Annotated in this window: 3 protein-coding genes; all 3 read right to left on the bottom strand. The window is 62.8% G+C overall.

The features are described 5' to 3' along the window. The coding region (locus tag AC04P6_RS05085; RefSeq protein WP_475565528.1) for an S-adenosylmethionine:tRNA ribosyltransferase-isomerase at positions 1-752 on the bottom strand (752 nt) is incomplete at its 3' end. Continuing rightward, positions 752-1519, bottom strand: a complete 768-nt coding sequence (locus AC04P6_RS05080; protein WP_475565527.1) for an epoxyqueuosine reductase QueH — start codon at positions 1517-1519, stop codon at positions 752-754. The genes AC04P6_RS05080 and AC04P6_RS05085, both read right to left, overlap by 1 nt. A 176-nt stretch (positions 1520-1695) precedes the next feature. Next, on the bottom strand, positions 1696-2724 hold the full coding sequence (locus tag AC04P6_RS05075; RefSeq protein ID WP_475565526.1) for a transposase: 1029 nt from the start codon (positions 2722-2724) through the stop codon (positions 1696-1698). Positions 2725-3234 lie beyond the last annotated feature (510 nt).

The raw sequence follows: 3234 nt of genomic DNA, 5'->3' as shown, positions 1-3234 counted from the left end.
ACGACGTGCTGCGGCACCGTGTAGGTTTCGGTGTGCATCGCGTGCGTGGTGGGGTCGTCTTCCTCGACGATGCGGAACGTGTCGATGCCCACCTGCAGCTCCACCGTTTCCCAGCGCACGCCCTTCTGCTTCAGGCGTTCGATGAGCTCGGGTGTGAAGTGCAGGCCCGCGGTGGGGGCGGCGGCCGAAGACTCATTGCGCGAGTACACAGTCTGGTACATTTCCTCGTCGCCCTCGTAGTCCTTGATGTAGGGCGGCAGCGGCGTGTGGCCCACGGCGTGCACCGCTTCGTCGAGCGTGGGGAAGGCGTCGGTGGAAAGGTTCACGATGCGCTCGCCCTTGCCGTCTTCTTTGAAGTCGATGACCTCGGCGGAAAGGATGACCTTGCCCGATGCGTCGGCGAAGTCGACGATGGCGCCGGGCTTCAGGCGCTTGCCGGGGCGTACTAGGGCTTCCCAGGCCGACGACACGTTGGTTGCGATTTTGCCTGCATGCGGGCGCAGCAGGAACACTTCGGCAGCGCCGCCGGTACCGCGCTTGGCACCCAGCAGGCGCGCGGGCATGACGCGCGTTTCGTTGGCGACGAACACGTCGCCGGGCTGCGCATACTCGTAGATGTCGCGGAAGATGCGATCCTGCAGCTCGCCCGTTTGGCGGTCCATCACCAGCATGCGGCATTCGTCGCGCACGGGCCAGGGGGCCTGCGCAATGCGCTCTTCGGGAAGTTCGTAATCAAAATCGCTGGTTTTCACTATGCCTCTTCGCTTTCTTCGTTCGCTATGTGCTGCATGGATGCATGCTCTTCTTGCTGGCTGGCTGCCGCTTTCGCTGCCGCGCGTGCGGCATTGCGGGCGGCTTTCTTGGCGCGCTGCTTGGCGTCGTACGCTGCGCGCGCCGCGTTGCGCTCTTTTCGTTCGAGCGCTTCGGCCGCTTCGCGTTCCGCCAGCTCCTTTGCACGTTTCGCCTTGCGGGCGGCGCGTTCCGTGTTGGCTTCGGCCTTCGAGTAGATGCAGCCGCAGTAATTCTGGCGGTACATGCCCGCTTCGCGACTGCGGCGCGTTGCCTCGGGGTAGTAGGGGCGGAAGTCTTGCCACACGGGCGTGAGCCCCCATTTCTCGCATGCCGCCACCAGCTCTTCGTGGCAGATGTCGAATAGCTGGTAGGGACTTACCGCGAGCGTGGTGGAAAGGGCTTCGAACCCGTGCGTTGCGGCGTATTCGGCCGCTTCCTCGAGTCGCAGGTGATAGCAACGGCGGCAGCGCTCTGCGCGCGGGCCTCCCGTAAGCTGGATGACGCCTGCGAAATCGTGCCATGCTGCGTCGTCGTAGACGCCCTCGATAACGGGGATGCCCTCTTCGTTTGCCCAGGCCAGCAGCGTTTGCAGCCGGTGGTCGTACTCGGGACGCGGCTGAATGTTCGAGTTCATGAAGGCGATGGTAAGCTCGTGGCCCTGTTCGGCCAGAAGGCGCACGGGCTCTAGCGAGCAGGGGCCGCAGCATGCGTGCAACAGTGTTTTCATGTGCGTTCCTTCCCGCCGATCGCTTCCATTTCCGTTCGCCATACTAGCACGCGTCACGTATTGCCATGCCTCCTGCCGCAATAAGCACATGCCGCGAGGGAGCGATGCGTGCTGTGCCTTTTCTGAAAGAATCCCCTTTTGCAGAAAGTACACGCTGCTGCCCATCTGCTTGTTTCTCACCTGGGCTTCGGCTCGTAGAAGTCCCTGTATCGCAGCGTTTTCGGGAACCTCATTGCCCGATCGAGCACCATGGCAGCCTTCGCCATCTTGTCTTCCGGCTCGTTCATCATGACGTGGAAGAGGTCAAGGTAGCCATCCAGGTTGCCTCGGTCGAATCCGGGATGGGACTTCAGGAACAGCCCCAGGAGGAAGCAAAGGCGGTTGACGTCCCTAAGCGGGTTCTCCCCGTCGGGAACGACCTTCAGGAGCCTCGAGCTATGGATGACGCTCTCGAGCCCGAGCCTCGACACGAGCACCTCGTGCGACCCCTCCATGTCGTGAACCAGCCTCGAACCCGGGGCGATATGGGCCCCATACGCATCCCAGGTCCGCGCCTTGTTCGGCTTTCCGAGCCCCATCCGGGCGCAATACGATCTTCCCGAGGAGTCGCATCCCATGGCAATGCAAATCTGGTTGCGCGAGAGCCCATGCGGATTTTTCCCATCGGGCCTCTTCGCCCAATCCCTGGCTGCCACCGGGAAGTACTTCTCGTCTATCTGGACGCTCCCCGAGAGGACGATGCCGTCCTGCACGCCCTCGAGCACGGCGAACAACTTCGCCATCCAATAGGGCAGGGTCGTGTACGACCTCCTGTTTGACCTGGCCATTCCGCTCATGCTCTCGTACGAGAAGACCTCCAGCAGGAACTCCGTCCAGTCGGCCACGGGGATCTTGCGGCTCTGGAACACGGTACCGGTGGCTGGCGTGAAGTGCCTCCCGCAATCCCGGCAGAGCCACCTCCTGACGCCGTTGGAGCCCCTTCCCCTCGAGACGATGCGGACGGAGCCGCATCTTGGGCAGGCATCCCTCTCGTACGCGTTGAAGAACTCGGCCTCGCCCTCCAGCGTAGTGGGGGCGTGCCTGTACCTGTAGATGTCGCGGTGGCAGGCCATGACGATGCGCTCGGCCGCCCCGATGCCAGATGCATCCAGGTCGTCCCAGGGAGTCGCCGATGGGGCAAGCCAGCGCCGCCTCTTGTCGCTCATGGTGGTGGTCCTTGCTGCTCTGGCAGGGCGCGACGCCAAGGACCACCACGTCGCAAGAGCATCGCGCCCCGCCAGAGCGTTCTTGCGATTGCGAACGCTGCACCTGGATTATACGTCCTCGGGTATGCGCGGAATTCTGGGCCCCATGCACTTTTTGCAAAAGGGGATTCTTCTGAAAAAGGCACGCCCCTCGCACATCTGGCGCAGCGTTTCCCCCAGTTCGCGAAAAACGTGCGACTCATTTCGCCCCGACAAGCCTGCCTTTTCTGAAAAAGGCAGCGCGCGGTATGTGCCCCTCCGCGGGGCAATGCGCCGGAAATCGAGGACGAGCTCGCCGACATCTAGCGCGCGGTATGCGCCCCTTCGCGGGACAATGCGCCCGTCACGACGTCCTGCCCGCTGGAACACCATCCGAAAAGACGGGCTGGCTTTCCCCATTCGTTCGTTTCCGCAGTTTTCGCGTGATTGCTTCTCGAGGGCCCATGCGTATGCGAGTATCGAAGGCGGAAT

The organism is Denitrobacterium sp. (assembly GCF_056180635.1).
The sequence above is the reverse complement of the archived record's forward strand: the minus strand, read 5'-3'. Positions and strand labels throughout refer to the sequence as shown.

Excerpts from the sequence above, each read along its gene's own strand:
- AC04P6_RS05080 (WP_475565527.1), bottom strand. The coding sequence starts at position 1,519 with ATGAAAACACTGTTGCACGCATGCTGCGGCCCCTGCTCGCTAGAGCCC.
- AC04P6_RS05075 (WP_475565526.1), bottom strand. The coding sequence starts at position 2,724 with ATGAGCGACAAGAGGCGGCGCTGGCTTGCCCCATCGGCGACTCCCTGG.